The organism is Bradyrhizobium sp. AUGA SZCCT0431, from assembly GCF_018131065.1.
Classification (GTDB): domain Bacteria; phylum Pseudomonadota; class Alphaproteobacteria; order Rhizobiales; family Xanthobacteraceae; genus Bradyrhizobium.
The window spans coordinates 13,793-39,990 of record NZ_JAFCLR010000061.1; the positions used below are offsets into that span (position 1 = coordinate 13,793).

Below are 26,198 nucleotides of genomic sequence, written 5' to 3' on the forward strand. Positions count from 1 at the left end.
AGGTCATACTTGTTTCGCCGCCAAATTCTCGATCCTGACGCCATCGCGGTCTTCGATGATCTCGGCGATCCATTGCCGGTGGCACTGCTGGTGATCGCGCTCGTAGCAGAGGATGCAGACCGGACCGGACTTCTTCACCAGCGCCGACAATTCGTCGAGTTCTTCCCTGGCCTGCGTGGTCTTCAGATGCGCCGAATAGATCTTGTGCAGCAGATCGAACTTGCCGCTGCGCGCCGCCTCGCGGCCGGTCTTCGGCGTACCGAGGCCCTTCAGGTGCAGATAGGAGATGCCGCGCTCGTCAAGGCCGGCCGCGAGCTGGTTCTTGGAAAAGCCCGGCCGCCGCGACGCGGCCACCGCGCGCACATCCACCAGCAGTTTGACGCCGGCGCTTTCCAGCTCATCGAGCACGGCCTTGGCCGGCGTCTGCTCATAGCCGATGGTGAAGAGGCGATTTTTACGTGCCATGTCGGTGTCCCGGCGCCGTTATGTCCTGCCGTCAGGCTAGGTCACCCCGCAACGGATTTCCATAACCGCGGAGGTTATGCCGCAGCTGCCCGGGCGGGAGATGCGTTGCCGCCGGGTGCGCCATGTCGCATAGTCGCGAAAACAGCGCCTGTTGATGGCCGGTTATATCGGGGGAAATACGATGCATGGATTTTGCCGCTCGCTGACGTGGATGGCCGCAGTCGCGCTGCTGGTTTGCGGCGGCGCAGCGCGGGCGCAGGGCACCTATCCCGACCGGCCCGTGAAAATCATCGTCCCGATCGGTCCCGGCGGCAGCTACGATCTGGTCGGGCGGCAGCTTGCCGACGTGCTTTCCAAGCGCATGGGGCAGGGTTTCGTGGTCGAGAACAAACCCGGCGCCGGCACCGTCGTGGGGACGCAGGCCGCGAGCCAGAGCGAGCCGGATGGCTATACGCTGGTGGTCGGCGGGCTCTCCAACATGGCCTTTAATTCGGCGCTGTATTCCAAGCTCGGCTACGACCCACTGAAGGATTTTGTGCCGGTCGCGCTGGTCTACAAGTTCGGCTATGTGATGGTCGGCCGCAAGGATCTGCCACAGCCCAAGCTGGCGGATATCGTCGCCGCGGCGAAAGCCAGTCCGGGCTCGATCTCGGTGGCGACCGCCGGCGTCGGCACCGGCCAGCAACTGGTGGCGGCGGCCTTTATGAAAGCTGCGGGCGTGAAGCTGCTGGAAGTGCCCTACAAGGGCTCGCCGCCGGCTTTCACCGATCTGCTGGCGGGCCGCATCGATCTGTTCTTCGATTCGATGGCGGCAGGCCTCCCCCACGTGCAGTCCGGACAGGCGAAGGGCATCGCCGTGCTGGCGTCCAAACGCAGCCCGCTGGCGCCTGACGTGCCGACGATGTCGGAAGCCGGCGTTCCCGGGCTCGACGTCGATTCCTGGCTCGGCATTTTTGCACCCGCGAAAACCCCGCCGGAGATTCTCGCCAAGCTGCGCCGCGATATCCGCGCCTCGTTGCCCGACCTCAAGGAGCGCTTCGAGAAGAGCGGTGGCGAAGTCTGGGACCTGCCCGACGACAAGCTCAATGCGTTTGTCGCGTCCGAATACGAGACCTGGACCAAGCTGATCCGCGAGGCCGGCATCAAGCTCGACTAACGAGGAGGTATTCTTTTGACGCGTTTTCTTTACGCGAACCGGCAATCCACTTCGCTCGAAAACGCTATGCCTACTTCACCCGCTCGATCAATTCCATCGCGCCCGCCGGCGCGCGCACCTTGCCCTCGTGGATCACATAGGCGAAGACGTCGCGCGGCGTCTTCTTGGGCTTGGCCGCATCGACGCGCGGCAGGTCGTCGGGTTCACTTCCCGAAGCCCAGGCCTGAAATCGTTTCGCCCAGGCGTCGAGCTGTTTTGGCGGGTAGCAGGTCTTGAGTTCGTCATTGCCCTTCTGCAGCCGCGCGTAGACGAAGTCGCTCGCGATGTCGGCAATCGCCGGATATTTGCCGTGCTCGGCGAACACGACGGGCGTTTCGAACTTTCGCAGCAGCGCGATGAAATCGGGCACGCAAAAACTGTCGTGGCGGACCTCGACCACGTGACGCAGCGCGCGGCCCTCGAGTTTGCGCGGCAGCAGTTCGAGGAACTTGCCGAAATCGGCTTCGTCGAATTTCTTGGTCGGCGCGAATTGCCAGAGCACCGGACCGAGCCGGTCGCCGAGTTCCAGCACGCCTGAATCATAGAACCGTTTCACGGAGTCGCCGGCTTCCGCCAGCACGCGCCTGTTGGTGGCGAAGCGTGGTCCCTTCAAGGAGAACACGAAACCGTCGGGCACCTCACGCGCCCATTTGCGGAAACTCTCCGGCTTCTGCGAGCCGTAATAGGTGCCGTTGATCTCGATCGAGGTCAGCTTCGACGCGGCGTAGGACAACTCCTTCGCCTGCGTCAGCTTCTCTGGGTAAAATACACCGCGCCACGGCTCGAAGGTCCAGCCGCCGATGCCGATAAAAATGTTGCCGCTGGTTTTTGCGGACGATTTTGCAGGTTTGCTCACCGGGGGCTCGTTACGAAGGAGGGATGATTGCGGGCCGATCTTAATCCAGATCGGACCTAATTGGCCAGATTGCCGCAGGCAAAGATGAGCGCCCGGAAGTGCGGGATAGAAGCCGGGCGCTGCGGCGCGATATATGGACACAGACGCCGGTTCAGCCGACAATGCACACATAGAACGTGGCACGCAGAACTTGGCGCGCCAATTGCAGACTTTTGCAACGTAGCAGGCCGTAGGCCCAGGAACTTTTCCGTTCATATTGACGCAGGTTCGGAGTTGGCTACGAGCGGATACATGACAAGCAAGCATCAACCATCGCAACGAGAGACCAAGGGCGGCGGGCAAGCCCAGTTCGGGGCCTTGCTGATGACCGATGGTGGAACGCAACGGAGCGGGCCGCCATCGCTGTTCCATGGCCTCACCGAGTCTGAAATCGCGCAGGTGTTGGGCTCCGGAAAACGCAAAGTGCTCTACCGCGGCGCCCAGCTGTTCAGCCAGGGTAGTCCGCAAGACGGCATCTTCCTGATCGAGAGCGGCCGCATCAAGGTGTTCTACATCGCCCCCTCGGGCCGCGAGATCACGCTCGCCTATTGGCACTCCGGCAATTTCGTCGGCGGCCCCGAGGTCTTCAAGCAAGGCCTGCACATCTGGTCGGGGGTCGCCGCCGTCAACAGCACCGTGCTGCATTTGCCGGGCGATATCCTGCGCCGGATGGTGCTCACGATCCCCGCGCTCGCGATCGGAATCATCGAGGGCCTGACTTTCAAGGGCCAGTGCTATTCGGCACTCGCCCAGATGCTGGGGACGCGCTCGCCGACCGAAAGGCTGGCGCAGCTGCTGCTGCATCTGATGAACCTGTATGGCGTTGAAGAACGCGAGGGGTCGCTGATTGCCGCCTCATTCACGCATGCCGATCTCGCGCACATGACCGGCGTGACGCGCCAATCCGTCACCATCAGCCTGAAGCGATTTACCGAGCTTGGAATCCTGCACGCGCACGGCTCCAACCTCGTCATCAAGGACGCGGATAGGCTGAGCGATATCCGCGACGGCAAGCTCGCCAAGGCCGCGGCCTCTGATGAGATCTGAGGCGAGGGACCAAGCGAGTCCCGCGTCAAACCGCCGCTGATGCCGGCGGGCTTCCAGACGTTTGCGGGCTGAGTCCAGTCTGATTGAAATGACTAATTTATAGACATCTAGCCCGCCGGATAACCAAGACGGGCGCAAAATCTGTTCATTAATTGAGCATCCGCAAATTTCTTAGCAATAGGTTGCTGGTTCGAAGCGTTCGTCGTTTCGGATTCTGAGGAGGCCGTTCAGAACTTGCTGACCGGACGTGATCACGTCCGTGACGGAAGCAAGCGAGTTCGCGGCAAATGACGCCTACCACTCCCTTCGTGAGCCACGCCCTTCGCGAACCGGGCCTTCGCGAACCGAAAGCCGTCCGCGCCGTCAGCATTGGTCTGATGGCATGTCGTTTGCACCATCAGGGTCATCAAGCCAGTCAGTTTGCTCAGCGCCGAGTAACCCTGCCGCCCTTCGCCGCGGCCGGGGGATTCAGCATGGGCCATGCAAGTCACACCGCACAGTTTGGTTCGAAAGGATTTGTCCCATGAGCATCGGCCCTGCGTCTAAATTCTCTGGCTTCCTTCCCTTGATCGCTGCGGCAGCCATCGCATTGGCGCCCGGACAGGCGAGCGCGCAGACGCTCGAGATCGGGATCGGCACACAGAATACGACGACCAACACGGTGACCGGCGGCGTCGTGCTGAAAGAGCTTGGACTCCTGGAGAAGCACCTGCCGAAGACCGGCAAGTACAAGGACATCCAGTACAAGCTGAGCTGGCAGAACGCGACCTCCGGTCCGCCGATCACCAACGGCATGATGGCCAACAATATCCAGATCGGCATGATGGGTGACTACCCGCTGATGGTGAATGGCGCCACCGGGCAGGCGACCAAGAACGAAACGCAGCTCGTCGCGATCATCGCCTACAACGCGTATGGCGGCGGCAATGGCATCGTCGTCCACAAGGAGTCGCCGTTCTACGAACTCGCCGATCTCAAGGGCAAGAACGTGTCGGTGCCGTTCGGCTCCGCCGCGCACGGCATGATGCTCACCTCGCTGCAGAAGCGCGGCCTGCCGCCCGATTTCTGGAGCCTGGTTTCGCAATCGCCGGAAGTCGGCACCACCAATCTGCAGGAAAAGCGTATCGACGCGCATGGCGATTTCGTGCCGTTCGCCGAACTGCTGCCGTTCAAAGGCTTTGCCCGCAAGATCTATGACGGCGCCGAAACCAAGGTGCCGACCTTCCACGGCGTCGTCGTGCGCAAGGACTTCGGCGAGAAATATCCGGAGATCGTGGTGGCCTACATCAAGGCGTTGATGGAGGCGAACGACTGGATGCGCAAGAATCCGAAGTTTGCGGCCGAGAAGATCGAGGAGTGGACCAAGATCAACAAGGAAGTGACCTACATCTTCCTGGGTCCCGGCGGCGTGCACACGCTCGATGCGACCATCAAGCCGAAATGGGTGGAAGCTGTCGGCGCCAATTACGCGATCCTGCAGAAGCTCAACATGATCAAGGAACTGAACATCGGCGCCTGGGTCAACGACAGCTATGTACGGACGACCTACAAGGAACTCGGGCTCGACTACGACAAGCAGCTTGCTTCGTATGACACCTATAACGTCACCGGCACCGATCCGGTCTGCAACACGCCGGTCAACAATCCCCTGCAAACCGGCGAGATCTGGATCCAGGGCGGCGACATCGTGCCGTTCAGCTCTCCGGTCTGCACGCTGCTCGGCGTGAAGAAGTACGGCTCCGAAGGCAAGAAGTTCAACGCCGTCTATCTGGTCGACCGCGAGCTCGGCATCAAGGTATTCGCTGACGCCGCATTCTATTCGGTCGGCGGCCAGGATCCGAAGAAGCCGGATGTCGTGCCGTTCCTGCTCAAGAAGGATGCGGAAGCCTATGCGGCCAAGAATGGCGGCAAGCTTGCCACCTATGCCGAAGTCCTCGGCGCCATCAACGTGGGGCAATAGGGGAATCCGATGGGCAGCACGGCAACAGCCAAGATTGTGGCGCTTCCTATGGTCGACAAGCACGCCGATCCTGAGCCGGTGGCGGTGGAGACGAAAGCCTCCGCAGCCCAAATGTCCGCTGCGGAAATTCCGGTGCCGGAACCGGAGCCGATCCCCACGGTCTCGCTGACCAAGGTGTTTCTCGGCGTGCTCGGATACGTGACCCGAGAGCGGATCATCACGGCATTGCTTGCCTGCATCTCGATCGGGGCCCTGTTCCTGTTCTGGTATCTCGGCACCAAGTACAAGTTCGAATTCTACATCCGCTTCAAGAACGTTCCGACGCCCTATGAGGTGTATCAGCAGCTGACGCAGGTCGGGCTATCGAACAAATACCTCTTCAATATCGCCATGAGCGTGCGACGTATTCTGCTCGGCTTCACGATCGCGACCATCATCGGGGTGCCGCTCGGGCTCGCGATCGGCAAGTACGAGCGCGTGCGCGACTTCTTCATGCCTGTCGTCGAGATCATGCGGCCGATTCCGGCGATCGCCTGGGTGCCGATGTCGATCATGCTGTGGCCGAACAACGAGGCCAGCATCGTCTTCATTACCTTTATCGGCGCCTTCTTTCCGATCCTGCTTAACACCATTCACGGGGTTCATTCACTGGATGGCGTGCTGGTACGGGCGGCTCGCTGTCTCGGCGCCAGCGAGATCCGGCTGTTCATGAACGTGATCCTGCCTGGCTCGTTGCCGCACATCTTCACGGGTCTTGCCGTCGGCATGGGCGTGGCCTGGGTCTCGCTGATTGCCGCCGAGATGATCTCGGGTCAATTCGGCGTCGGCTACTTCACCTGGGAAGCCTACTCACTGGTGGACTATCCCGCGATCGTGCTCGGCATGATCACGATCGGTGTCCTTGGACTGGCGTGCAGCGGCATCATCCGGATGGTTGGCGTCCTTCTGATGCCCTGGCTCGCATTCGCACCCGGAGGCCGGCGATGAGCATGACCATGGCGGAAACCGAAGTCAGCAAGGGCTTCATCGACGTTCGAGATATGGGCGTGACGTTCGGTGCCAACGACAACAAGGTCGTTGCCGTCGACAATGTCTCGCTCAACGTGCAGCCGGGCGAGTTCGTCTCGCTGATCGGGCCTTCCGGCTGCGGCAAGTCGACCTTGCTCAGCATCGTCGCCGGCTTCGTCAAGCCGACCCGCGGCGAAGCGTTGCTCGACGGCAAGGCGATCACCAAGCCCGGTTCCGACCGCGGCGTCGTGTTCCAGCAATACTCGCTGTTTCCGTGGCTGTCGGTTCGCAAGAACGTCGAGTTCGGCCTCAAGATGGCCGGCGTCGAGCAAAGCAAGCGCAACACCACGGCGCGGGCGCTGCTTGATTTGGCCGGACTGCTCTCGTTCGAAAACCATTATCCGGATCAGCTGTCCGGCGGCATGAAGCAGCGCATCGGCATCGTCCGTGCGCTGGCGACCAGCCCTCAGGTCCTGCTGATGGATGAGCCGTTCGGCGCGCTGGATACGCAGACGCGCGTCGTGATGCAGGAGATCCTCACCAACATCTGGCAGCAGTTCCGCATCTCGGTGCTGTTCATCACGCACGACATCGAGGAATCGATTTTCCTCTCCGACCGCATCTACGTCATGACCGCGCGCCCGGGCCGCATCAAGGCTGTCATCAAGGTGCCGCTGCCGCGTCCGCGAACGGCCGAGATGACCGACACGCCGGAGTTCATGAACCTGGTGCAGGAGCTCAAGGGTCTGATCCGCGAAGAGTCGCTCGCCGCCATGGCGCCGGAGATCAAGGATCGAGGCCTATCTGGCTTTGGAATGAAAGTGGGACCGAAAGGAGTAGGCGAAATCTTCTGACGTAACTTGAACGTCGCGGCCTGACAGGCGCGAACCCAAAAATCGATCACAGCAATCAAGCACAGACGCAAACAGGCGCGCGCGTCAACGATGACTCACGCCTGGCGTCCATCAAATCGGAGCATTCAATGGCAAAGAAACCAAACATTCTGTTTTTCCATGTCGACAATCTGGGCATGGGCGAACTCGGTTGCTACGGCGGCGGCATTCTGCGCGGCGCCGATACCAAGCGCATGGATCAGTTCGCAAAGGAAGGCGCCAAGCTGACGCACTACGTCGTCGAGCCGCAGTGCACGCCGACGCGTTCGGCGCTGATGACCGGCCGTTTCCCGATCCGTTCGGGCAACCACACCATCGCGCTCGGCGGCAATGGCGGCGGCATCGTCAAGTGGGAGCGCACCATCGGCACCATCCTGTCGGATGCCGGCTATGCGACCTCGATCTATGGCAAATGGCACATCGGCGCCGAGGACGGCCGCTTCCCGACCGATCACGGCTTTGACGAATGGTACGGCCCCTTGCGCACCTATGACGAATGCATGTGGCTGACCGACCCGCATTATGTCGCGGAGCGCGACGGCTTCTCGCACATGCATGAAGGCGTCAAGGGCAAGGGTGCCTGGCCGCTCAAGGATGAGCAGCTCACCATGGAAACCAAGAAGACCTGCGACCTCGAGTACCAGAAGCGCGCCATCAAGTTCATGGAAAAGTCCGTCAAGGCGGACAAGCCGTTCTACTGCTACTTCAACCACTCGCTGATGCACTTCCCGATGAGCCCGCGCGACGAATTCGTCGGCAAGAGCACCAATGGCGACTGGGGTGATTGCTTGCTGATGCTGGACCACGATTTCGGCGTGCTGCTCGACAAGCTCGACGAACTCGGCGTTCGCGACAACACCATCGTCGTGATGTGCGGTGACAACGGCGCCGAGGACCATCTCGCCGGACGCGGCACCGGCGGCTTCTTCGACGGCTCCTACTTCAGTTCGGCGGAAGGCGGCATTCGTACGCCGCTCTTGATCCGCTGGCCGGGCCACATCAAGCCGGGCACCGAAAGCAACGAGATGGTTCATGTCACCGACATGTTCACGACGCTGCTGTCCATGACCGGTTGCGAGGCACCCAAGGATCGCCTGATCGACGGCGTCGACCAGAGCGAGTTCTTCCTCGGCAAGAAGGAAACGTCAAACCGCGAGTCCTGCATCGTCTGGCTCAAGGACGAACTGCACGCCGTGAAGTGGAAGGACTTCAAGATCAACTTCAAACGGCAGCAGCACTTCCACGATCCGGAGCTGGCGCTCGGATTTGCCCGCATCACGCATCTGAAGGAAGACCCGAAGGAGCGTGACGCCGTCAACCAGCGCTATGTTCGCTGGTGGGTGATGCAGCACGCCCAGCGCATCATCCGCGACTTCGAGGAGAGCGCCAAGAAGGAGGAGCTGATTCCGCCGGGCGCGGCACTCGATTTCGTGCCGAAGCAGCGGCAGAAGGCTTGAGGACGATGCCTGCACCGACGATAGCGGCTGATGTCGCGCAGGGTGCAGCCGGCAATCGCCGGGGAGCGGGCTGCTGCTCGCTCCCTGGCCAACCAAACGTGACGTTTGGCACAATCAACCGCGATTCCATGATCTGGATCCCGGGCGGCGCTTTCCTGATGGGCTCCTACAGCTTCTATCGGGAAGAACGCCCGGTGCGTCCCGCCTCCGTCGATGGCTTCTGGATCGACACCTATCCCGTCACCAACGCCGAGTTTCAAAAATTCGTTGAGGCGACCGGATACGTCACCTATTCCGAACGCCCGCCGAACCCTTCGATGTATCCCGACGCCGATCCGCAAATGCTGGTGCCGGGCTCGCTGGTGTTCAGGAAACCCGACCGTCCGGTCAACCTGCGCAACAACCTCGCCTGGTGGGAATACAGACCCGGCGCCGACTGGCGGCATCCGCAGGGGCCGGAGAGTTCGATCGCAGGATGCGAAAATCATCCGGTCGTGCATGTGGCTTACGAGGACGCGCTCGCTTACGCGGCGTGGGCCGGCAAGGAACTTCCGACCGAGGCGGAGTGGGAATTCGCCGCGCGCGGCGGTCTGGAAGGCAAGGCCTATCCCTGGGGCGATGCCTCCAATCCGGACGGGCAGTTCATGGCAAACACCTGGCAGGGCCATTTTCCTTACCAGAATTCGGCCGATGACGGCTACGAGGGCACGTCGCCGGTCGATGCGTTTCCGGCCAACGGCTACGGCCTGTTCGACATGGTCGGCAACACCTGGGAATGGACGTCGAGCCCTTATGGCGCCGCGCAGGAGCAGCAATCGTGCTGCCACACCAGCGCGGGCGACGACACATCCGTGCGCCGCGTAGTGAAGGGCGGTTCGCATCTGTGCGCGCCGAATTATTGCCTGCGCTATCGGCCGTCGGCGCGCCAGGGCGAAACCGTCGATTCCTCCACCTGTCATATCGGCTTCCGCTGCGTCGTGCGTCAACCACCGGGCACCTGACAAGAATTCCTTTCGCAACCGGCGAGGCCGGAGCACCGCCAAACATCTTTTGGAAGTTTCCCATGCAAGTCGCCAGCACCACGATCAACGCGCAACTCCAGTTTGAAGACTCGCCGTCGATCGGCGCGGTGCTGCGTGCGCCCAACCTTTTCGTCCGCGAGTCCCTGGCCGGTATAGTCACCGCGCTGGCGCTGATTCCGGAGGTGATCTCGTTCTCCTTTGTCTCCGGCGTCGATCCCAAGGTGGCGCTGGTCTCCTCTATCGTGCTGTGCCTGGTGATGTCGGCGCTCGGTGGCCGGCCTGCGATGGTCACCGCGGCGGCGGGCTCGATCGCGCTGGTGATCGGGCCGATGGTGAAGGTGCATGGCGTCGGCTACATCCTGCCGACCATCCTTTTTGCCGGCATTATCCAGATCGTCTTTGGACTTGCAGGACTGGCGCGGGTGATGCGCTTCGTTCCGCGTTCGGTGATGATCGGCTTCGTCAACGCGCTCGGCATTCTCATCTTCGCGGCACAGGTGCCCCACATCTTCAACGTTCCGTGGCTGGTCTATCCGCTGTTCGCGCTGACGATCGCCGTTGTCCTCATCATGCCCCGTTTCACGACGGCCGTGCCAGCGCCGCTGGTCGCGATCATCGTCGTGACCGCGATCGTGATGGTGGGGCATCTGACCGTGCCCAATGTCGGCGGCGAGGGCGCCATGGCGCCGGGACTGCCGGGCCTTACGGCGTTCATCGTCCCGCTCAACCTTCAAACGCTCAGCATCATCTGGCCGACCGCGCTCAGCGTCGCCTTTGTCGGCCTGCTCGAGACGCTGCTGACGGCCAAGCTGGTCGACGACCTGACCGACACCCGCTCGCACAAGGGCAAGGAGTCCTGGGCGCTCGGCGTCGCCAATATCGCGGCCGGGTTCTATGGCGGCATTGGTGGATGCGCGATGATCGCCCAGACCGTCGTCAACGTGAAGATCGGGCAGGGCCGCACCAGGATATCGACGGCGGTCGCCGCAATCGTGCTGCTGGTGCTGGTGACCGCGCTGAGCGACCTGATGGCGCAAATTCCGATGGTGGCGCTCGCCGCCGTCATGATGATCGCCGCGCTCAAGACCATCGATTGGCACAGCATCACGCCGGCGACGCTCAAGCGCATGCCGATCCCGGAAACGCTGGTGATGGTCCTGACCGTTGCCGTCACGGTGGCCACCAGCAATCTCGCGATCGGGATCGCCGTCGGGGTGTTGCTGGCGATGGTGTTGTTCGCGCGCCGGGTCGCCCATGTCATCCGTGCCGACCGCACGCTCAGCGAAGACGGCCTTTCGGTTCGCTATCACGTCCATGGGCCGCTGTTCTTCGGCAGCAGCAACGACCTCGTCGAGCGCTTCTCCTACGGCGCAGATCCCAAGCGCGTCCTGATCGATCTCACCCATTCCCAGATCTGGGACGCTTCGAGCGTCGCGGCGCTGGATTCGATTGAGACCAAATACCGCGACCATGGCGCAACCGTCACGTTCGTTGGGCTCGACCAGCGCAGCTCCTCGTTCCACGAGCGGCTGACCGGCCAGCTCGGCGCCTGAATTTCGGAACGCGGAACGAGAAGGAGCTTCCGATGGCAATCTTCCAATGGCTGTCGACATTCGTCCGCAGGATGATGCGAAATTGGTCCGGCCGCTATCGGCCGGAGCGGCATTACATGCGCGGGGCCGGGCCGGCGTCAAAGCGAAGCGCGCGCCACAGCACAAGCTCCTGAGATGGGGCGTTGATCGCGGACCCGGGAGCTTCTCCGACAGCGCGTACTCCAGACCAGCCCAATCAATCGTGATTGGCCAACTCGCTGAAACCGTGCTGTGCACGGTTGTCTCGATCGCGGGTCGGGCTACGCAAAACAAGAATGGAGAAAAGGATGCGCATCCTGATCGCCGCATTGGTCGTGATGACGAGTTTCCCTGTTCTCGCCGATGAGGTCGGTGACGCACGCAAATTGGCGGTTTCGGGGCGTGACGCCTACTGGAACTGCCTGGCCCGCGAGTATCCGCGGGAGAGCAACAAGAATATGCCGGAACAGGAATTTGGCGCGTTGATCGGAGCTGCCTGTGCGTCAGAGCGGCAGAATTTCCGGGTGGCGCTGGTGGGCTTTCTCGGGATCCAGTCCCCGGACAAGGATGCGGGCGCGAACCTCACGACGGCCAACGATGCCATCGCCCTCGCCCAGAAGGACATCGTGACGGCGTTCGCAAGGCGCAAAGCCGCGTCGAAGTAGCCAACTCGGCTTTCGCCAGCCTATTCCACCATTCCGGCCTTCCGTGATATTGATTCCCGATCAGACGGGGGATTGTCGGGTATGAATTCTGAGTCGATAGCCGGTATCTTGGGTGCCATTGTCGCCTCGATCGTGCTGGTGGTTGCGATCGCCTATGGGCCGATCGGGCAGTTTGGCAAGCCGGCGCCGAAGCCGGCCGCCGTCCAGCAACCGTCCCAGATGGCGCCCGCGGCGCCCGCACCACGGGGACCGGTGATCCGGGAAGTGCCGAATTAGTCGACGCAGGGCAGCGGTTAGGCCACCCCTTGCGGAAGGCCCCTGGCATCCCTATCTTGGTCCTAACGGCGACGTTGAGCCTTAAGAAGCTCCGGCGCTGGGACGACCATGAATAGTTTGGCTGCGCCGGATGTACGCGCGCCCTCTGTTCGTGGTCGTTGGCATTTTGGGGCCTTTTTTGGCCCATTTTCCCCACCAGAAACCCGTTCCCGCGCCCCTGCTTTGGCAATACTTGCGGCGGCTTCGATTGCTGGCGGCGCCTTTCGTAGTGCTGGCGGCGCCTTGGCATCCCCAGCGGCTGCGGATATACGCTGGCCCCATGAATCAAGCCATCAAACCGGGCCCCGAAGTCCCGTCGCAGGCCGCCGGTTTGCCTCAGCTTTCGGTCGTCGTCCCTACCTTTAATGAGCGCGACAACGTCACCGTCCTCTACCGGCGGCTGGACGCGACCCTCAAGGACATCCCCTGGGAAGTCGTGTTCGTCGACGACAATTCCCCTGACGGCACCTGGGAAGTGGTGCGCGGCCTGGCGCAGAAGGACCCCCGCGTCCGCTGCATCCGCCGGATCGGGCGGCGCGGCCTGTCCGGGGCGTGCATCGAGGGCATTCTTGCCGCCAGCGCGCCCTATGCGGCTGTCATCGACGCCGATCTGCAGCACGACGAGACCCAGCTGCCGAAGATGGTGGGCCTCTTGCTGCGTGGCGAGGCCGAACTCGTGGTCGGCAGCCGCTATGTCGAGGGCGGCAGCGCCGACAGTTTCAACAAGGGACGCGCCGGCATCAGCGCGCTCGCGACCGAAGTTGCAAGACGCGTGCTCAAGGTCGAGATCGCCGATCCCATGAGCGGCTTCTTCATGATCCGCCGCGACCGCTTCGAGCAACTGGCGCCGCAGCTTTCGATCCAGGGCTTCAAGATCCTGCTCGATATCGTCGCGACCGCGCAAGGCAAGCTGCGCACGGTCGAGGTTCCCTTTACATTCGGCTCGCGCCAGCACGGCGAGAGCAAGCTCGATTCGATGGTGGCGCTGGATTTCCTGGGTCTGGTGCTGGCCAAGTTCACTCACGACGTGGTCTCGCTGCGCTTTCTGTTGTTTGCGATGGTCGGCTCGATCGGCCTCATCGTGCATCTCGCGGCGCTGTTCATCGCGAACCAACTCTTCAACATGCCGTTCGCGGAGTCGCAGGCCGTCGGCGCGCTGGTGGCGATGACCAGCAATTTCATCCTGAACAATTTTCTCACCTATCGCGATCAACGCCTGAAGGGTTTTGCCATCCTGCGCGGCCTGCTGCTGTTTTACCTCGTCTGCAGCGTCGGCCTGTTCGCCAATGTCGGCGTCGCGTTCTCGGTCTACGACCAGGAGCCGATCTGGTGGCTGGCAGGTGCGGCGGGCGCGCTGATGGGCGTGGTCTGGAACTACGCGATGTCCGGACTGTTCGTCTGGCGCAAGCGATGATCGATAGCGTTTTCAAGCGAAGTGGTTACCCGGTTCGCGCGAAGAAAACGCGTCGAAACGATAAACTGGAGCCCGGTCCTGATCCAATCAGGACCGGTGGGGCTCCAAAATGAATCCGAACGAGGCGCGGCTTGTCCTCAACACGGTTCTGACCATCCTGGCGCTGGTCGCGGGACGGCTGGTAGCCGCCGCCTACACGCCGATCACCTTCGACGAAGCCTATTACTGGATGTGGTCGAAGAATCTGGCCGGCGGCTATTACGACCATCCGCCGATGGTGGCATTCGTGATCCGCCTCGGCACGATGATTGCGGGCGACACCGAACTCGGCGTCCGTCTGGTCTCGATCCTGTTGGCATTGCCGATGAGCTGGGCGGTGTACCAGACCGCGGCCGTGTTGTTCGGCGGCAGGCGGGTGGCGACGACGTCGGCGATCCTGCTCAACGTCACGCTGATGGCCGCGGTCGGCACCATGATCGTCACGCCGGATGCGCCGCTCCTGGTAGCCGCGAGCTTCGTGCTGTTTTCGCTGGCCAAGGTGCTCGAGACCGGACGCGGTGCGTGGTGGCTGGCGGTCGGTCTTGCCACGGGCGCTGCGCTGTTGTCGAAATACACCGCGCTGTTCTTCGGCCCCGCCATCCTGATTTGGCTGGTGGTGGTTCCGAAACTGCGGCGCTGGCTGATCTCGCCATGGCTCTATCTCGGCGGCCTCGTCGCGTTCTTGATGTTTTCGCCGGTCATTCTGTGGAACGCCGATCATCATTGGGTGTCTTTCATCAAGCAGATGGGCCGGGCGCGGATCGAGGATTTCAGGCCGGCCTTCATCGCCGAATTGATTCCGACGCAGATCGCGTTCGCAACGCCGCTGGTATGGATTCTCGGCGCGATGGGTCTGTATGCACTGTTTCAGCGCCGCGCCGGCGCGCTGCCGGCGCGCGTGCTGGTCAGCACCATGTTCTGGACCATCGTCGCCTATTTCGTCTGGCATTCGCTGCACGCCCGGGTCGAGGCCAACTGGTTCGCGCCGGTCTATCCGGCGTTTGTGGTCGCGGCGGCCTACGCGGCCCATCTGGTGCCATGGGAAAAGCGAGAGCAGCGCACCGTCAATTTCTGCCTGCGCTGGGCGGCGCCATCAGGCATTGTGATGTTTGCACTGCTGATCGTGCAGGCCAATACCGGCGCGCTCTCGGGTTATCGCCGCGACGCCACGGTGCGCAGCGTCGGCGTCGGCTGGCGCGAAATCGCAGGCGAGATCGAAGCGGTGCGGGCGCGGGCGGGCGCATCCTGCGTTCTCGCGCCGGATTACGGCACCACCGGCTGGCTTGCGTTCTATCTGCCGAAGGGAACTTGCGTTGCTCAGCAAAGCCAGCGCATCCGCTGGGTCAACATGCCCGAGCCGACGGCGGCCCAGCTCGACGGCAAGCAGCTGTATGTTCGCGAGGCCTTGCCCGGCGATCATCCGTTGAAGAACGAATTTACCCGCGTCGAGAGGGTCGGCGAGGTCAAGCGCAAGCGCGGCCCGCTTGTGATCGAGACCTACGCACTGGATGTGCTGGTGGGACCGAAGGGGGATGTGCTCGACCGTTCCCCGCCGCCGGAACTGCACTAGGACATCCGCGTTTTGGTCACGTCGCGGCGACGACAATAATCCGGTGGTCGTGTAGGATCGGCCCTACCGGGATCGTCTTATAGGGAACCCAACAGGCCATCCAACCGCGAGGTCATGCCCATGTCCGGTTCCACCTTGAAACCCGCCGATGAACTTGCCCGTGCCAACACCGCGCGCATTCCCAATGAGAGCACGGAATATCGCCGCGCCCGCGAGCAATTGCTGGCGGAAGAGATCGAGCTTCGCCGCCACATCGAGCGCGTCGCCGAACTGCGCCGCGGGCTGCCACCTGGCGGCGTGGCGACCAGGCCCTATTCGTTCGAAGGCGAGGGCGGTTCCGCCACGCTGTCGGACCTGTTCGGCAACAAGCAGACGCTCGTGATCTACAGCTACATGTTCGGCCCGCAGCGTGAAAAGCCGTGTCCGATGTGCACCTCGTTCATGAGCACGTGGGAAGCGAAGCTGCCCGATGTCGAGCAGCGCATCGCATTCGTATTCGTGGCGCGCTCGCCGATCGCGCGATTGATCGAGGCCAAGAAGGCACGCGGCTGGACGCGGCACAAAGTCTATTCGGATATGTCGGGCGACTACACGCGTGATTACGTCAGCGCCGATGATGCCGATATGCCCGGCTATAATGTGTTCATACGCCGCGACGGCATCGTCCGTCATTTCTGGTCTGGTGAAATGGGGCCTGCGACGGCGGACCCCGGTCAGGATCCGCGCGGTGCGCCCGACCTCGATCCGCTGTGGGCGATTCTCGACACCACGCCCGAAGGCCGCGGCAAGGACTGGTATCCGAGCTTGAGCTATTGAAGGCGCGTTTTGCGAGCCGAATCGAACGCCATACTGACGGCGGGCTGCGTCCGATCAAAGCCTCGCTGCCAATGAACCTAAGCGGGTTTTGGTGCGACGACCTATGCTCGGTGCAAGACATTGCCGGCGACGTCCGGCAACCGTGGAAGAGGAAGATGCAATGCGGCTCGATCCCTATCAGGAGCGTGCAAGGGCCCTGGCGGTCGAAGCCGGGCTCGACCCCGATGCGAAGATCGATCGCCCCGGTCAGCGGCCGATACCGATCTGGTGCACGTTCCGCGACGCTGCGCGCAAGGAGCAGTTCACGACGCAGGCTGCGCAATACCAGAACAGCCCGCTCAAGATCTTCGGCCAGCACGAAGAAGCCACGATCGCGCAGATGCGCAACTGCATGGCGGTCGGCAACGCCGTGGCCGGCGTGATCTGCGCGGACGGTCATCTGGGATATGCCCAGCCGGTCGGCGGCGTGATCGCCTATGAGAAGCAAATCAGCATCTCCGGCGTCGGCTTCGACATCGGCTGCGGCAACATGGCGGTGCGTCTCGATACGCCGTTCAGCCGGATCGAAAGCAATGTCGGCACGATCATCAAGGACGTGCACAGGACGATTTCCTTTGGCGTCGGGCGGACCAACGAGGAGCGCGTCGAGCACGAGCTGTTCGACGACGGCGATGCCTGGAGAGAATCCGACATGGGCGCGTATCGGCAGAAGGCCGTGTCGCAGCTCGGCACGGTCGGATCGGGCAACCATTATGTCGACCTGATGCGCGACGAAGCCGGCCTTGTCTGGATCGGCGTTCACTTCGGCAGCCGCGGTCTCGGCCACACCAGTGCCACCCGCTACCTCAAGGCCGCGGGCGGCAAGGACGGCATGAATGTTCCGCCGGCTGTCATCGACGAGGACAGCGAGATCGGGCGACGCTACATCGCGGCCATGCAACTGGCCGGCCGCTATTCCTATGCCGGCCGGGAGTGGGTGGTCGAACGCGTGCGCAAGATCATCGGCGGCAACGTCACCGACATGGTCCACAACCATCACAATTATGCCTGGCGCGAAAATCATGCGGGTAAGGATTTGTGGGTTGTGCGCAAGGGCGCGACGCCGGCATTTCCGGGACAGCGCGGCTTCATCGGCGGATCGATGGGAGATGACGCCGTCATCGTCGAAGGCGTCGATAGCCTTGAAGCGAAGGCGTCGCTCTACTCGACGGTTCACGGCGCGGGCCGGAGGTTCGGCCGCAGGGAGGCCAAACGGAGGTTTACGCGGGTCGAGATGGATGCGTGGCTGCAGTCGCGCGGCGTGACGTTGATCGGCGCCGATCTCGACGAAAGCCCGATGGCCTATCGAAGGTTGCCGGAGGTGCTTGCCGAGCATGCCGGCTCGATCAAGGTGCAGCACACGCTGCGTCCGTTCGCCGTCGTCATGGCGGGCGAGAACGAATTCGATCCGTTCAAGGATTGATTGCCAAAATGGGACAGCCGGCCAACGGCCGGATGTCCCGATCGCAGGGCAACCCCGCATGTTTACGGGCTGATTTGCGCATAACTTCCAATGATTTGCGCATGCCTTAGATCTGCCCGCGTTTAATCTGCATTTAACTAAAACTCGCCTTAATGACGCTCCGTGTCTTTGCGAGATGCTGCCCGGGAACTTTTCGGGCGCAGCATCAAGCGGGGACTTAGTAGAGTTGTTGTGGACGCAAGGCGAATGAGTACGAGTACCGGTGCGTTTGGCCTTGCGGCCCACAACCGCAAGAAATCTTCCCGGAAAGTCATTCCTCAGCATTTACTCGGCGGCGTCGCGATCGCAGCCGTGGTGCTGGGCTGCGCCTGGACCGTTTACAGCAATATTTTCGCAGCCGGCATCTATCCCTCGGTCAACAGCGCGGCGTTCGATCCGCCGGTCGTTAAGAGCTCCTCGATTGTCGCGTCGCGTCCGGCGCGGCCCGCCTTCAACGAAGTGTTCGCGTCGCTGCCCCAGCCGGCCCCGAAGATTTCCGCGCCCGCGACCGTCGCTCCTTCAATTATGTTTAACGAAAGGTTTGCAGCCTCGGCGCCGCAAGGCGAGGCGTCCAGGGCGATCGAAGCCACCCAAGTGGCGGAGGTCTCGCCGCCGGTCGATGTGAAGAAGACTGAAGCGCCAAAACTTGGCGAAGTGCCGAAGCCGAAGGAAGCCGCTTCGCAGGCACCGACCCAGGTCGCCTTGAACGTTCCGGCTCCGGCGCCCAAGCAGGCTGAAGCCAAACCCGCCGCGAAAGAATCCGGGGCTTCGGTCCGCGACATGGCGCAGCGCGCCAAGGCGGCGGTGATGTCGATTGCGTCCAACGACAAGCTGAGCATGGTCGAGAAATTGTGGGGCAAGCAGCCCTCGCATGGCGGGCTGTTGTCCTACGCTTCCGCCGACGCCAGCGTCACCGGAAGCCTTCCCGATACCCGCGCGCAAAACCCGATGCTGGGCGGATCGCCGCCTTACGACAAGCAGACCGCAGTCTACGACATTTCGGCGAAGATGGTCTATCTGCCCGACGGCACCAGGCTGGAAGCGCATTCAGGCCTCGGCGCCAAGATGGACGATGTGCGCTATGCGCATGTGCGGATGCAGGGCGTGACGCCGCCGCATATCTATGACCTGAAGCCGCGCGAGGCGCTGTTCCACGGCGTGCCGGCGCTGCGGCTGACGCCGATCGGCGGGCAGGACAAGATCTTCAACCGTGACGGCCTCCTGGCGCATACCTACATGCTCGGTAGCCGCGGCGATTCCAATGGCTGCGTTTCCTTCAAGGACTATTACGCGTTCCTGAACGCGTACCGGAACCAGGGCATCCGGCGCCTTGCGGTGCTGGCCAGAGTTCAGTGACGTCGCTCGTCGTCCCTGCGAACGCAGGGACTCATACGCGTAGCAATCATTGTTGCAGAAGGTATCGAGCGCGAGCGATCCTAACCGATCGGCCGCGGCGTATGGGTCATCGGGTTCGGCCTTAGGCCCACCGAAGAATGTGATCTTCGTAACAGTGCGACCGCCGCCGATTAGTCATGGTTCCTATCACCGAGGCACTGGTGCATCGGATCAACCAACCCAAGGTAGGAGGCGTAACTATGGATGAGATCGAAATCGCTGCGTCGGATACCGTGACTGATGCGGAACTGGATGAGGTCAATGGCGGCTTTATCTTCATATTGGTGGGTGCGGCGGCGTTCAGCACCGGCTTTTTCGCCGGGTACGGGGCGGTCAGATTTGCACAGGACATGTCGAAATAACGCAGTCCGTCTGAAAGAAACGAACGGAGGCCCCGTCGCAGTTGCGCGGGGCTTTCTGCGTCCCTTGTCATCCGGGCCACAACGTAACAGAGGCTCATCCCTGCGATATGCAGCCTCCTCAGGCTGTATGTCGAAGAGAGCTTCCATGATGCTTGAAGAATAGGTCAAGCTTTACAGGTTCGCCGGTATCTCGCCAGAACAGTTTTCGATTGAGGCTGGCCGCCACCGCGAGGCGGTGGTGGCCGCCGATCAGAATATGGTCGTCCGTCGTTTTGGCGATGATTTCTCCATCTTCGTCCACGATGATTTTCATGTGCCGCCTCCAATCCAAGGCTGCCGATCAGCGCCGCCGCGATGGTGCGCATTCTATCTAACCTCGTACGGGCTCCGGGCGTTCCAACTGAAGATCACTGTTTTGGGATAACAGGCGCCGCATCGCGCACCGCCTTTGTGTACCGATCGTACATAAAATTAAACCGGGAATGCGCGAGTGCAATTATATTCAAACATCACCGTCGCGCGGTCCCCGCACAAAGTCGCGCCCTCCACAGGACCCTGCTTCCGATTGCGGACGACCGCCATCGTTCGACGGTCCCGCGCCAACAGGTCATCACAGTTGTCCTTTGATTTAGCCCTGAGTGAGTTGCTGCATAATCTGTTGAAACATTTGGGCCGGATCGTTCTGACCACCCGGTTCACCCGCTCCTGCTTTGATTTGGGTGAAGGCGCGCAAGGGGAGCGGGAGCCAGCCGCCAGCCACCGCATCGAGCGCCTCGGCGGACAACTCGCGCACGCTCTTCGCATTTGCATTTCCAGTCATCCCAGTTCTCCTTTGATTTATCCAGCGCGATCATCCACCGCTGGTGCGGCCAAGTTTAGCGTCAACCCTCTCGTCGCGAAGTGACGGCGATCACATCGCCTGCCGTCGCGCGCATCGACAAGGCGCGGCACGGACGTGGGTAGGCTTCCGGGATGGAAGGCAGCATCATCGGCGCGAGTGCGTCAGCGTCGCGGCGCGGACAGGCGGCCGATAGCGGACGGCATCACGTCATCGAAGTGCGACGAATGGGCACGTTGGTTCGTTGAATGGCTGTGACGGGGAGTCACAGTACATCCGCAATTTGAAAAACACGCTTGCAACTGAAAGATGTTTCGTTTATTAGCCCGCTCCTTCGCTAGGCCATGGGTTCGGGCTCTCTGAGATCCCGACTGGCGCGAGCCGGTGTCCGGTTTCGTGTTCCGCCGAATGAAGACGCGAGGTGTAGCTCATGGAGAGCGTCGGGGTGATACCCGAAGGCATCGGTTCGATTCCGGTCTCTTGCACAACCGAAGGATAGCTCAGTGGTAGAGCAGATGACTATGAATCATCGTGACGCGGGTTCGAATCCCGTTCCAACGCTCCGGTTCAGTCTAAAAAACTGAATTTCCCATTGAAGGGGACCGGACGCGCGCTTCAGTCGCAGTCCGGCCGCATTGCCGCAAGGCTCTTCGTCCGAACCTAGACACTGTACGAACGGCTCTGCGCCGCGGTGGATGCCGCTTGCGCTGACGCCGGGAACACCGCTCAAAACGCCCGACATTCGTCGGGCGATTGCGCGCGTGCGCCCGTCGTCATGCAAGCTCAAACCACGGCCCGCCGGACTTTCAGGAAGCGCCGTTCGCGTCCTCCGTTCCTTCAAAACGAAACCAGTCTTCCGACCTCTGGCCGGAAGGCCAATGATGGAGGCGTGCCATGAACTGGCATTTCCTGATGACGCATGTGACGGTGAAGGATGGCGAGCGCGCGTTGCTGACGCGGAGCGGCAGGTTCGAGCGCGTGCTTGGTCCCGGCCGGCATCGGCTGTTCGATCCGCGCAATGAGTTGACGGCCGAGGTATTCAAGGTGGTTCGCGCCGAATTTCCGGCGGAGCGTTACCTGGTGCTGAAGGCTGCGCGGCCTGATCTCGCGGCCGAGCTGTTCGAGGCGGTCGAGACCAAGGCGGATGAAGTTGCCATCGTCAACCTCGACGGCCGTCCGATGCAGCTGATGACGCCCTGGCAGGCGCGCGTCTACTGGAAGGTCGCGACATCGGTCGATGTCGAACGCATCGACGTGACCGGCGATCCCCGGGTGACGGCGCGTCATCTGGCGATGATCGACCGTAACCGTTCGGTGGTCGTGACGGAAGCGGTCGTCGAGAACCACGAAGCCGGTCTGCTCTATGTCGAGGGCCGGCTGGTGGAGCGGCTCGCGCCCGGCCGGCACGCGTTCTGGATCGTCGGCCGCAAGATCGAGGTCAAGCGTCTCGATCTGCGGCCCCAGGCGGTCGAGATCACCGCGCAGGAAATGCTGACCAAGGACCGCATCGCGCTGCGGGTGACCTTGACGGCGTTCCGCCGGATCGCCGATCCCGAGCGGGTCGTCGCCGTGGTGCCTGACGTGGATGCGTGGCTGTACCGGCTGGTGCAGTTCGCGATCCGCGAGGCGGTTGCCGGCCGCACGCTCGACGAGGTGCTGTCGGCAAAGGCAGCGCTTGATGCGGAGCTTCGCGACTATGTCCGCGAGCGTATCGCGGACAGCGGTGTCGAGGTGACGGAGCTCGGTGTCAAGGACGTGATCCTGCCCGGCGAAATCCGGGAGCTGGTGAACAAGGTGGTGGAGGCGGAGCGGGTGGCGAAGGCCAACCTGATCCGCCGGCAGGAAGAGACCGCGGCGACGCGCTCGCTTCTGAACACCGCCAAGCTGATGGAAGAGAACCCGCTGCTGCTGCGGCTCAAGGAACTGGAGTCCCTCGAGCGGCTGGTGGAGAAGGTCGGCCGTATCGACCTTCATGCCGGTGACGGGCAGGGTTTTGATGCCCTGCTCACCAAGCTGGTTCGCCTGAAGCCGGTGGAAAGCGCGTAACAGGAAGGGCCGCCTACGGGCGGCCCTTCATCGGCATGCCGGGTAGGCGACCCGCGAAAGTAGCGGGCGCGCTACTTCTCGTTCTTGCTCGCAATCATCGCGCCGTAAACCATCGCTCTCAGTTCGGCGTGATAGGCGGCGCGGATCGACGGTCCCTGGACGAAGACGATGCCGACGAGATTTTCCTTGGGGTCGATGAAGTAGCGCGGCCCGGTGATGCCGCCCCAGAACAGGTCGCCGACATTGCCCTGGAATGGCGCGCCGCCGGCGCTGACCCGGACCGGATTGACCAGGCTCCAGGAATAGCCGTCGCCGGGATGCGCCACGCCGCGCATCGTTCCGATCTGGTCGGCCAGCGCCCATCGAACGGTCATCGGCGAGAGCAGACGGGTGCCGTCGAGCGTTCCGCCATTGGTGAGCATCTGCAGCAGCCGGAAGTAATCGCTGGCGGTGGATGCCATTCCCGCGCCGCCGGAGAACCGCTTGGGCGCCCGCGTCACGTCGAGCCACTCGAACACCCACATGTCAGGGTCCGTCGGCAACGGTCGCGCATAGCGCGCAACCGCATTTCCCTGGACGTGAAACGTCGTGTCGCCCATCTTGAGCGGATCGAGCACCAGCTCCTTCAGGGCGACGTCGAGAGGCTTCTTGGTGACGCGCTCGATGATATGGCCGAGCAGGTCGGTCGCGATCGAGTACTCGAAGGAGCTGCCCGGTGAAAACGCCAGCGGCAGCGTCGCGAGCTTCTGCAGCATCTCGTCGGCGGTCATGTTGTCGACGCGATCGATGCCGAGCTCGCGGTATTTGGTGCGGAGCTGATTGGGCGGGAAGAAGAAATAGGTGAAGCCGGCGCGGTGGGTCATCAGATCATGAACCGTCGGCTGGCGCGTTGGCGCGGTGAGCTCGGACGTCGCATTGCCGGCGGCGTCTTTCTTCTCGACCGAAATCTTGAGGTCTTTCAGTTCGGGAAGGTAGAGCGCGATCGGCGCCATGATCTGCAATTTGTTCTGCTCGAACAGACGAAGCGCCGCCACGGTGGTGATCAGTTTGGTGGACGAGGCAATCGCATGAATGGAATTGCGCGCCATCGGGACCTTCTTGTCCTTGTCCTGCCATCCCACGGCCTCGTGAAGCAGCACCTGACCGTCGCGGGCGATGAGGACCACCGCACCCGGCGTTCGGCCCTTGTCGACATCGGCCTGCAGCCATCCGGTGATCGCCTTCAGCTTCGCGGTATCGAATCCGGCGCGGGATGAAGCCGCCGCCGTGTCGCGCGCCAAGCCGGGTGCGGGCGCGGCGAGGGCGGCCCCCGCCGCCATCAAAAGTGCCAGTGCGATGTTACGCATGGTTGCATCTCCCCCTGTTTTGAAGCCTGCTTAATGCGGCGCCAAACGGCGCTGGCTTCACTTTATAGAGCGATATTGGACTATTTAGTACGATAACGCACCATATACCTTGGATTAGCCTGGCAGTCGGGTGATTCAGATTCTCGCATGTGCGGTAAGCCGATGACGACAAAACGATTGTTGCGGATCGCGGCCAAAGACGGCGAGACGGCGCTTGGCTTGTGGGAGATGCAGCCCGTTGGGCCGGCGATCCTTCCGCCCGTGCTGCTGGTGCACGGCGCCACGTTCGGATCGGCGCTGTTCGATCTGCCGGTGGCGGGCTACTCGCTGATGCAGGAACTCGCACGCGGCCGCTTTGTCTACGCCATCGACGTCAGGGGGTATGGCGCGTCGATCGAGACCGGCGTGATGAATGCGCCGATGGCGGCGCATCCGCCGTTTTGCCGCGCCCGGCATGCGATCGAGGATGTCGCCGCGGCGATATCCGAAATCCGGCGGCGGCGAAAAGTCCTGTTGATCGATCTGATCGGGTTTTCGTGGGGCACCATCGTCGCGGGCTGGTACGCGAGCAGGCATCCCGCCGAGGTCCGCAGGCTGGTGCTGTACGCGCCGCTGTTTGCGGAGAAGAACGCGCTGTGGCTGGACCGCATCGGCGATGCCGCGGACAGCTGCAAACTGGCCGGTCATTTCGGCGCCTATCGGCTCGTCGCGATGGCCGACGTCATCGCGCGCTGGAACAGCGATGCGCCCGGTGATCCCGCCGACGTTCGCGCGGACGGCGTGGTGGAAGCGTTGTTTGAGGCGGCAGCAAGCAATGATGTCCTCGCCGGATCGCGTCATCCGCCGGCGTTTCGTTGTCCGAACGGCGCGTTCGCGGATCTGGTCGAGGTGTTCAACGGCCGGCCGCTGTACGATCCCGGAACGATCGAGGCGCCGGTCCTGCTGGTGCGGGGCGCTTGCGACACCACCTCGACGGCGACCGATATGCAGCGGCTGGAAGCGGTGATCGGATCGGTCGAAAAATCCTCTCTGGAAATACCTGATGGCTCGCACTTCCTCTGTATCGAGAAGAATCACATGAGCCTATACCGGGCGATAAATACCTATCTGACGATGGATTGAGTGGCGGCGATGGCGGTCAAGGCGGCGGCAAAACGCAAGTCCGGCAGGACGGAAGAGTTGAATGTCGGTTGGCAGCCGGGCGAGCGCGTGCTTCACGGATTGCTGCTCGACGCCATCCTGAAGGACAATCCGATACCGCTGGCGTACCGGATGAATTACATCGCCAATTTCTACGTCGGCCCACTGGTGGCGATGATGGAGAAGTCGTTCAAGCTGACGCGCTCCGAATGGATCGTGTTGTTTTGCCTGACCCGGCAACCGCGGCTGAACGCCCAGCAGATCAGCATCGTCACGGGCCGGCCCAAGACCAGCATTGCAGGTGCGGTGAAGCTGCTGCAAAAAAAGGGGCTGATCACGCGCAAGACCGACATCGCCGACAGTCGCGCCCGGGTGCTGCATCTCAGCGATTCCGGACAGCGCATCTACACCGCGATCATCGGCAGCTTCATCGAGCGCGAAAAAGCCATGCTGCAAACGCTCGACCCAGGCGAGCGGCGCGAACTCGGCCGGCTGTTCGGCAAGATCATCGCCGCCGCCGACGCGTGGGCGAAGCCGTATTGACGGGGCGTTTTGACGGCGGGAGAGTAAGGCGATCGCATCTTCCTTGCCGTTTTCTATCGGCCTAAACAAAAACCCCGGCATCGCTGCCGGGGTTTTGCATTCTTTGACGTTCGCCTGGATGGCTGGACTTAGAAATCCATGCCGCCCATGCCGCCGCCGCCGGGGGGCATACCGCCGCCGCCGCCCGCGTTCTTCTTCGGCAGTTCGGCGATCATGGCTTCGGTGGTGATCAGGAGTGCCGCAACCGAAGCTGCGTTCTGGATCGCCGCACGAACCACCTTGGTCGGGTCGATGATGCCCTTGGAGACCAGGTTGCCGTATTCGCCGGTCTGCGAGTCGAAACCGTAGGCGTACTGGTCCTTCTCGAGGATCTTGCCGACGATGACGGAACCGTCTTCGCCTGCGTTGATCGCGATCTGGCGAGCGGGCCAGGACAGCGCCTTGCGGACGATCTCGACGCCGGTCTTCTGGTCGTCGTTCGCGGTCTTGATGCGCTTGAGCTGCTCGGAGGCGCGCAGCAGGGCGACGCCGCCGCCCGGCACGATGCCTTCTTCAACCGCCGCACGGGTCGCATGCATCGCGTCATCCACGCGATCCTTGCGCTCCTTGACTTCGACTTCGGTCGCGCCGCCGACGCGGATCACCGCGACGCCGCCTGCGAGCTTTGCCAGACGCTCCTGCAGCTTCTCACGGTC

The 26,198-nt window shown here is 62.3% G+C and carries 25 protein-coding genes and 2 tRNA genes; 21 read left to right on the forward strand and 6 right to left on the reverse strand.

Annotated features, from left to right (window positions below; all coding sequences use genetic code 11):
* Positions 1 to 3: 3 nt before the first annotated feature.
* Entirely contained in the window at positions 4 to 465 is a 462-nt protein-coding gene (locus JQ567_RS35650; RefSeq protein WP_212443146.1) for a DUF488 family protein, read from the reverse strand.
* A gap of 181 nt (positions 466 to 646) precedes the next feature.
* Between JQ567_RS35650 and JQ567_RS35655 the strand changes: the two genes are divergently transcribed.
* Entirely contained in the window at positions 647 to 1,621 is a 975-nt protein-coding gene (locus JQ567_RS35655) for a tripartite tricarboxylate transporter substrate binding protein (protein ID WP_212443147.1), read from the forward strand.
* Positions 1,622 to 1,691: 70 nt separating this feature from the next.
* On the opposite strand, the gene JQ567_RS35660 is transcribed toward JQ567_RS35655, so the two are convergent.
* Positions 1,692 to 2,516, reverse strand: coding sequence for a DUF72 domain-containing protein (locus JQ567_RS35660; RefSeq protein WP_212443148.1), 825 nt, complete (start codon positions 2,514 to 2,516; stop codon positions 1,692 to 1,694).
* Positions 2,517 to 2,879: 363 nt separating this feature from the next.
* Between JQ567_RS35660 and JQ567_RS35665 the strand changes: the two genes are divergently transcribed.
* The 15 genes from JQ567_RS35665 to JQ567_RS35735 all read left to right on the forward strand — a co-directional run bounded on the left by JQ567_RS35665 (position 2,880) and on the right by JQ567_RS35735 (position 19,590).
* Positions 2,880 to 3,602 carry a Crp/Fnr family transcriptional regulator gene (locus JQ567_RS35665; RefSeq protein ID WP_249165950.1) on the forward strand — a complete coding sequence of 241 codons (723 nt, stop codon included), beginning with the start codon at positions 2,880 to 2,882 and terminating at the stop codon, positions 3,600 to 3,602.
* A gap of 523 nt (positions 3,603 to 4,125) precedes the next feature.
* Positions 4,126 to 5,562: an ABC transporter substrate-binding protein gene (locus JQ567_RS35670; protein ID WP_212443150.1), complete on the forward strand. Its 1,437-nt coding sequence runs from the start codon at positions 4,126 to 4,128 to the stop codon at positions 5,560 to 5,562.
* 111 nt (positions 5,563 to 5,673) lie between these two features.
* Positions 5,674 to 6,549 carry an ABC transporter permease gene (locus JQ567_RS35675; protein ID WP_212443163.1) on the forward strand — a complete coding sequence of 292 codons (876 nt, stop codon included), beginning with the start codon at positions 5,674 to 5,676 and terminating at the stop codon, positions 6,547 to 6,549.
* Positions 6,550 to 6,551: 2 nt separating this feature from the next.
* Positions 6,552 to 7,424 (forward strand): ABC transporter ATP-binding protein, encoded by an 873-nt coding sequence (locus JQ567_RS35680; RefSeq protein ID WP_409363275.1) that lies wholly within the window; start codon positions 6,552 to 6,554, stop codon positions 7,422 to 7,424.
* 128 nt (positions 7,425 to 7,552) lie between these two features.
* Positions 7,553 to 8,920: an arylsulfatase gene (locus JQ567_RS35685; protein ID WP_249165948.1), complete on the forward strand. Its 1,368-nt coding sequence runs from the start codon at positions 7,553 to 7,555 to the stop codon at positions 8,918 to 8,920.
* A gap of 128 nt (positions 8,921 to 9,048) precedes the next feature.
* On the forward strand, positions 9,049 to 9,921 hold the full coding sequence (locus tag JQ567_RS35690) for a formylglycine-generating enzyme family protein (RefSeq protein WP_212443165.1): 873 nt from the start codon (positions 9,049 to 9,051) through the stop codon (positions 9,919 to 9,921).
* Positions 9,922 to 9,983: 62 nt separating this feature from the next.
* Complete coding sequence (locus tag JQ567_RS35695; protein ID WP_212443151.1) at positions 9,984 to 11,495, forward strand: SulP family inorganic anion transporter; 1,512 nt, start codon at positions 9,984 to 9,986, stop codon at positions 11,493 to 11,495.
* Between the two features lie 326 nt (positions 11,496 to 11,821).
* Positions 11,822 to 12,178 carry a hypothetical protein gene (locus JQ567_RS35700; protein WP_212443152.1) on the forward strand — a complete coding sequence of 119 codons (357 nt, stop codon included), beginning with the start codon at positions 11,822 to 11,824 and terminating at the stop codon, positions 12,176 to 12,178.
* A gap of 81 nt (positions 12,179 to 12,259) precedes the next feature.
* Positions 12,260 to 12,454, forward strand: a complete 195-nt coding sequence (locus JQ567_RS35705; protein WP_192734088.1) for a hypothetical protein — start codon at positions 12,260 to 12,262, stop codon at positions 12,452 to 12,454.
* Between the two features lie 319 nt (positions 12,455 to 12,773).
* A complete protein-coding gene (locus tag JQ567_RS35710) occupies positions 12,774 to 13,907 on the forward strand; it encodes a glycosyltransferase family 2 protein (protein WP_212443153.1) in 1,134 nt (377 codons plus the stop codon).
* A 109-nt stretch (positions 13,908 to 14,016) separates the two neighbouring features.
* Entirely contained in the window at positions 14,017 to 15,516 is a 1,500-nt protein-coding gene (locus tag JQ567_RS35715) for a glycosyltransferase family 39 protein (RefSeq protein WP_212443154.1), read from the forward strand.
* Positions 15,517 to 15,636: 120 nt separating this feature from the next.
* Entirely contained in the window at positions 15,637 to 16,332 is a 696-nt protein-coding gene (locus tag JQ567_RS35720) for a DUF899 family protein (protein WP_212443155.1), read from the forward strand.
* A 160-nt stretch (positions 16,333 to 16,492) separates the two neighbouring features.
* Positions 16,493 to 17,794, forward strand: coding sequence for an RtcB family protein (locus JQ567_RS35725; protein ID WP_212443156.1), 1,302 nt, complete (start codon positions 16,493 to 16,495; stop codon positions 17,792 to 17,794).
* A gap of 246 nt (positions 17,795 to 18,040) precedes the next feature.
* Positions 18,041 to 19,189: a DUF2778 domain-containing protein gene (locus JQ567_RS35730; RefSeq protein ID WP_212443157.1), complete on the forward strand. Its 1,149-nt coding sequence runs from the start codon at positions 18,041 to 18,043 to the stop codon at positions 19,187 to 19,189.
* A gap of 239 nt (positions 19,190 to 19,428) precedes the next feature.
* Entirely contained in the window at positions 19,429 to 19,590 is a 162-nt protein-coding gene (locus tag JQ567_RS35735; RefSeq protein WP_192734082.1) for a hypothetical protein, read from the forward strand.
* A 118-nt stretch (positions 19,591 to 19,708) separates the two neighbouring features.
* Here the strand turns inward: JQ567_RS35735 and JQ567_RS35740 are convergent, their stop codons facing one another.
* Entirely contained in the window at positions 19,709 to 19,903 is a 195-nt protein-coding gene (locus tag JQ567_RS35740; protein WP_212036931.1) for a hypothetical protein, read from the reverse strand.
* 315 nt (positions 19,904 to 20,218) lie between these two features.
* Positions 20,219 to 20,410 carry a hypothetical protein gene (locus tag JQ567_RS35745; protein WP_212443158.1) on the reverse strand — a complete coding sequence of 64 codons (192 nt, stop codon included), beginning with the start codon at positions 20,408 to 20,410 and terminating at the stop codon, positions 20,219 to 20,221.
* A 434-nt stretch (positions 20,411 to 20,844) separates the two neighbouring features.
* Here JQ567_RS35745 and JQ567_RS35750 point away from each other — a divergent pair.
* The 3 genes from JQ567_RS35750 (at position 20,845) to JQ567_RS35760 (ending at position 22,474) form a co-directional block, all read left to right on the forward strand.
* Positions 20,845 to 20,913, forward strand: a tRNA-Ser gene (locus JQ567_RS35750).
* An 8-nt stretch (positions 20,914 to 20,921) separates the two neighbouring features.
* Positions 20,922 to 20,985, forward strand: a tRNA-His gene (locus tag JQ567_RS35755).
* Between the two features lie 337 nt (positions 20,986 to 21,322).
* Complete coding sequence (locus JQ567_RS35760) at positions 21,323 to 22,474, forward strand: slipin family protein (RefSeq protein ID WP_212443159.1); 1,152 nt, start codon at positions 21,323 to 21,325, stop codon at positions 22,472 to 22,474.
* A gap of 71 nt (positions 22,475 to 22,545) precedes the next feature.
* On the opposite strand, the gene JQ567_RS35765 is transcribed toward JQ567_RS35760, so the two are convergent.
* Positions 22,546 to 23,820: a serine hydrolase gene (locus JQ567_RS35765; protein ID WP_212443160.1), complete on the reverse strand. Its 1,275-nt coding sequence runs from the start codon at positions 23,818 to 23,820 to the stop codon at positions 22,546 to 22,548.
* Positions 23,821 to 23,982: 162 nt separating this feature from the next.
* Here JQ567_RS35765 and JQ567_RS35770 point away from each other — a divergent pair, with 162 nt between their 5' ends.
* Both JQ567_RS35770 and JQ567_RS35775 read left to right on the forward strand, forming a co-directional pair.
* The gene (locus JQ567_RS35770) at positions 23,983 to 24,942 is read left to right on the forward strand and encodes an alpha/beta fold hydrolase (protein WP_212443161.1); all 960 of its coding nucleotides are present in this window, start codon (positions 23,983 to 23,985) and stop codon (positions 24,940 to 24,942) included.
* A 9-nt stretch (positions 24,943 to 24,951) separates the two neighbouring features.
* Entirely contained in the window at positions 24,952 to 25,503 is a 552-nt protein-coding gene (locus JQ567_RS35775; RefSeq protein WP_212443162.1) for a MarR family winged helix-turn-helix transcriptional regulator, read from the forward strand.
* Positions 25,504 to 25,631: 128 nt separating this feature from the next.
* On the opposite strand, the gene JQ567_RS35780 is transcribed toward JQ567_RS35775, so the two are convergent.
* Positions 25,632 to 26,198, reverse strand: a 567-nt coding sequence (locus tag JQ567_RS35780; RefSeq protein ID WP_283816616.1) for a TCP-1/cpn60 chaperonin family protein, incomplete at its 5' end; no start/stop codon positions are given.

What these genes read in the sequence shown, in the direction of transcription:
- JQ567_RS35650 (WP_212443146.1), bottom strand. Translation starts at nt 465, where the DNA reads ATGGCACGTAAAAATCGCCTCTTCACCATCGGCTATGAGCAGACGCCG.
- JQ567_RS35655 (WP_212443147.1), top strand. Translation starts at nt 647, where the DNA reads ATGCATGGATTTTGCCGCTCGCTGACGTGGATGGCCGCAGTCGCGCTG.
- JQ567_RS35665 (WP_249165950.1), top strand. Translation starts at nt 2,880, where the DNA reads ATGACCGATGGTGGAACGCAACGGAGCGGGCCGCCATCGCTGTTCCAT.
- JQ567_RS35670 (WP_212443150.1), top strand. Translation starts at nt 4,126, where the DNA reads ATGAGCATCGGCCCTGCGTCTAAATTCTCTGGCTTCCTTCCCTTGATC.
- JQ567_RS35675 (WP_212443163.1), top strand. Translation starts at nt 5,674, where the DNA reads ATGTCCGCTGCGGAAATTCCGGTGCCGGAACCGGAGCCGATCCCCACG.
- JQ567_RS35680 (WP_409363275.1), top strand. Translation starts at nt 6,552, where the DNA reads ATGACCATGGCGGAAACCGAAGTCAGCAAGGGCTTCATCGACGTTCGA.
- JQ567_RS35685 (WP_249165948.1), top strand. Translation starts at nt 7,553, where the DNA reads ATGGCAAAGAAACCAAACATTCTGTTTTTCCATGTCGACAATCTGGGC.
- JQ567_RS35690 (WP_212443165.1), top strand. Translation starts at nt 9,049, where the DNA reads ATGATCTGGATCCCGGGCGGCGCTTTCCTGATGGGCTCCTACAGCTTC.
- JQ567_RS35695 (WP_212443151.1), top strand. Translation starts at nt 9,984, where the DNA reads ATGCAAGTCGCCAGCACCACGATCAACGCGCAACTCCAGTTTGAAGAC.
- JQ567_RS35700 (WP_212443152.1), top strand. Translation starts at nt 11,822, where the DNA reads ATGCGCATCCTGATCGCCGCATTGGTCGTGATGACGAGTTTCCCTGTT.
- JQ567_RS35705 (WP_192734088.1), top strand. Translation starts at nt 12,260, where the DNA reads ATGAATTCTGAGTCGATAGCCGGTATCTTGGGTGCCATTGTCGCCTCG.
- JQ567_RS35710 (WP_212443153.1), top strand. Translation starts at nt 12,774, where the DNA reads ATGAATCAAGCCATCAAACCGGGCCCCGAAGTCCCGTCGCAGGCCGCC.
- JQ567_RS35715 (WP_212443154.1), top strand. Translation starts at nt 14,017, where the DNA reads ATGAATCCGAACGAGGCGCGGCTTGTCCTCAACACGGTTCTGACCATC.
- JQ567_RS35720 (WP_212443155.1), top strand. Translation starts at nt 15,637, where the DNA reads ATGTCCGGTTCCACCTTGAAACCCGCCGATGAACTTGCCCGTGCCAAC.
- JQ567_RS35725 (WP_212443156.1), top strand. Translation starts at nt 16,493, where the DNA reads ATGCGGCTCGATCCCTATCAGGAGCGTGCAAGGGCCCTGGCGGTCGAA.
- JQ567_RS35730 (WP_212443157.1), top strand. Translation starts at nt 18,041, where the DNA reads ATGAGTACGAGTACCGGTGCGTTTGGCCTTGCGGCCCACAACCGCAAG.
- JQ567_RS35735 (WP_192734082.1), top strand. Translation starts at nt 19,429, where the DNA reads ATGGATGAGATCGAAATCGCTGCGTCGGATACCGTGACTGATGCGGAA.
- JQ567_RS35740 (WP_212036931.1), bottom strand. Translation starts at nt 19,903, where the DNA reads ATGAAAATCATCGTGGACGAAGATGGAGAAATCATCGCCAAAACGACG.
- JQ567_RS35745 (WP_212443158.1), bottom strand. Translation starts at nt 20,410, where the DNA reads ATGACTGGAAATGCAAATGCGAAGAGCGTGCGCGAGTTGTCCGCCGAG.
- JQ567_RS35760 (WP_212443159.1), top strand. Translation starts at nt 21,323, where the DNA reads ATGAACTGGCATTTCCTGATGACGCATGTGACGGTGAAGGATGGCGAG.
- JQ567_RS35765 (WP_212443160.1), bottom strand. Translation starts at nt 23,820, where the DNA reads ATGCGTAACATCGCACTGGCACTTTTGATGGCGGCGGGGGCCGCCCTC.
- JQ567_RS35770 (WP_212443161.1), top strand. Translation starts at nt 23,983, where the DNA reads ATGACGACAAAACGATTGTTGCGGATCGCGGCCAAAGACGGCGAGACG.
- JQ567_RS35775 (WP_212443162.1), top strand. Translation starts at nt 24,952, where the DNA reads ATGGCGGTCAAGGCGGCGGCAAAACGCAAGTCCGGCAGGACGGAAGAG.